The sequence below is a fragment of the Thermogutta sp. genome (assembly GCF_014359955.1).
In the GTDB taxonomy this organism is placed as follows: Bacteria; Planctomycetota; Planctomycetia; order Pirellulales; family Thermoguttaceae; genus Thermogutta.
In genome coordinates this window covers 1-3,029 of record NZ_JACIYL010000552.1, presented here as the reverse complement: position 1 = coordinate 3,029, position 3,029 = coordinate 1, and the positions used below count along the sequence as shown (strand labels likewise).

Here is a 3,029-nt window from a genome sequence, read left to right as displayed (position 1 = left end):
CGCTCTGCGATTTGAGCGGCCGTTGAAAAAAGAGCGCCTTCCAGAGCTGTGCCTTATTACTATCTGTGAGAGAATTCGGATGATACGCACACTGAGCTTTCCATATCTGCTCGAATTCGTCCTGAAACATTTTGCGAGATGTGTAACGATTACGAATTCTCTGCTCGTGCGGATTGAGTCTTGATAGAAATTCACCCAACGTCCGAGCACCAGATTTCTGAATGTCATCCTGAAGCTGGGATATTCCCTTCTTTACGACGCCGACTTCCTCTTCCTTACTCCTCTGAGAAATGCGCTGATTGCTGAGAAACCCACGACGTTGGGCAAGGTGGAAAAAGACACGTCCCAACAATTCGGATGGCAGGGGATGATCAAGTGCGGCCGCCCGAAGACGGTAGATAAATGTATGCGCCAGAAGACCGTCGTCATTCGCGTCCGGAACATTCGTCCGCAACCATTCCTGGGCTTTTTGATCGAGCGTTTCAAGATAGGCTTTGCGAGCGGTACTCGACCATGGCCCGGCTGGAAAAAGGCCCATTTCCTGGAGAACACGATACGTCCGCCTGAGGCGTTGAGCCCGTCGGTACATTTGTCGGCGCTGTTGTCGTGCCTGACGCCGCAGTTGACCGGGGGGTTCCTCTTTTCCTTTTTCGACCTCTTCCAGCCCCCCGCCGCTGAGTTCCCAACACCGAACCCCTGCTCCCAGCAAAGACCGCCCGCCATTTCCGTCAATTTCAACGGCTGCCCAGCCTAACGAGACGACGCCGAGATCGATTCCCAACACGTAGTCAACTTGGCTAACCTTCGTGTTCATCGCTGTCCCATTCCTGCAGAAACCTACACTACCGAAAAACCTCCCCAATTTTAGCTTAACGCAGACTTGACAACCAGCACGGTTTGTCTTATTCTAGGTTTGAGTGTATCCGAGCGACGGTTCCACGCAAATCACAGTAAGGTGATTCCGCATGGAATCGCGCGTACGGTAAACCCAGTATGCTGGGTGCCGTTAACGCCCTCAGCCCCCGGCGGGGCGTTTTTTATGCGCTTTTGCTGTGGCGTGATCAACCGCTCACACTTCCACGCCTTTTGCATGTGAAGGCGCAATTTTTTAATACATCCAAGGCTTTGCCTACTGGCCATTTTCTTTAGTCACGTAACATCTAACCGTTTCACACTCTTTCGCAACAGCGAATACTCGATCAGTCACATGGCCCTGTATGCGGTCCGCCCGATATTCTTCCCACATGGGGCCGGGCGCTTTGGGGAACTTTAGACTGTTATTTGCCGGCGGACTTTCATAGTGAGTAACATTACAAATACTTCACGAGTTCGCGCCAGTGTACCCATTTTACGAATATACCAACGTTTGTTTTATACCAACGGCCAGGTCCCGGGTGTTTGAGCTCTCGCAATTCGCGAGAAAAACGAGCCACCGAATCCCCGGTGTTTTGGCCAGTTGCCAAATTGATGGCCATCGCCTGACCATCCACTGCCTGCGCGAGAAGCCCACTGTCGTTCCGCGGTTAATGTGCGACTGGGCCCTACACAAAATTAAAGATCAGATTGAACTGCGAAGATGCTTTAGACCACAACAAAATAGACAAATAGCGTTCACGCTATTGATAGAACGCATCATACCGACTTGCGCCATGGGATCACTCATATCCCGCAGGAGTATTTTTTCAGACACACAAGAACGACCTGGTCAGTGTTCTGGGAAGGCGAAGGGAACTTTTCGCCTGATGGGGACAACCAGTAAGCGCCCTGCGATTGTTTCACCGAGCCATATGCGACGAAGGATTACGCTTCTTACCCACAATCTGCGCCCCTGCCGCGATTCCCGGCGCCATCCGCGCCGCCCTCCCGAGACCGCGGAGGACAGCGGGCCCTGCTCTGACAGGCCCACAATTAGTGAATAACGTTTTCAGGCGGTAAATCGCATTAATCGGTGTTCAACCATGCCGCATTAGACGCTGGTCTCCTGACGGCCCGTCGGTTGTGCCTTCCGCACATATTTTTTAGTACAAGATTTTGGGCGTCGGTTGCGGTACGATGAGATATCCTGGACAGCCTAAGTTCTCTATGCAAAAGTCTCTGCCGGCCGACAGATGGCCACTCGACGGCGGGTCACCATCCGAGAAGACACCCGAAGCCTGCCTGCGTGCGGGTGGACCCTTCGGTGAGACGCCACGGTGTCACAAAGAGTGCCAAGACCAGTCCCACATCCTCTTGCGCCCCACCCGCCACCCAGCAGACGACATCCGCCAACGGACGTGCGTTCAACCTGCGATAAACAACTTAGCGGAGGGACAGGATTCGAACCGAATTCCGCAAGTGAAGCTACAGAAAACGCTTCCGACGCAACAGGCCACCCTGGTGGCACAGAATCCGGCACACTTCCTTCCGATCATCGATCCTGACGCTACAATGAAAGTGGATCCATAAGGGCGGGCTAGGGAAGTGCACCCCGAAACCCGCTATCAGCCCAGCGGTGCCCGCCCTACTTTTTGTGGGCTGTCCTCTATCACGGAGGGCTGACCGTGTCTGATCAATCACCTTGGCTCTCTCTGGCGGAAGAGTTTGAGCGTTTACAACCACCGCCGACTTTAACAATCGTGCTTACGCCGAAACATCGCCAGAGCGCTCTGTCACACGCATTCTGGACGTCGCTCTACGACAACATTGCTTGGGGTTTCTGGTCTCAGTTGCCCGGCAGTGAATTCGGTCTTGAGTGCCACGACGATATACCTGTGCAGATCACAATAAAACCAAATGAAGTATCTAGAGAATCAGAGGCCCTGAATCAGTTTTATCAATACGTTACAATTGCCGGACGCGACATTAACTACGCTTCTAAGAATAAAAATAAGTGCTTAACTAACAAGCACATATGGTTTACTACACTGATCCGCGAAGCGTTATGTAAACCGGGACGGTATTTAAGACCGGAGAGTGAAGTCTACGTCCAAATAGCAGACAACTTCAAACTAACCCGCGAGGCTATGATCGCCTGCCGTGATCGAAAAGTA

General features: G+C 52.5%; 2 protein-coding genes. One reads left to right on the top strand and one right to left on the bottom strand.

Going from position 1 to position 3,029, the window contains the following annotated elements; genetic code table 11:
- A partial coding sequence (gene cas9, locus H5U08_RS14270; RefSeq protein ID WP_297034446.1) for a type II CRISPR RNA-guided endonuclease Cas9 occupies nucleotides 1–814 on the bottom strand: 814 nt, incomplete at its 3' end.
- Between the two features lie 1,726 nt (nucleotides 815–2,540).
- On the opposite strand from cas9, the gene H5U08_RS14265 reads away from it, so the two are divergent.
- Nucleotides 2,541–3,029: hypothetical protein (locus H5U08_RS14265; protein ID WP_297034443.1), on the top strand; the 489-nt coding region annotated here is incomplete at its 3' end.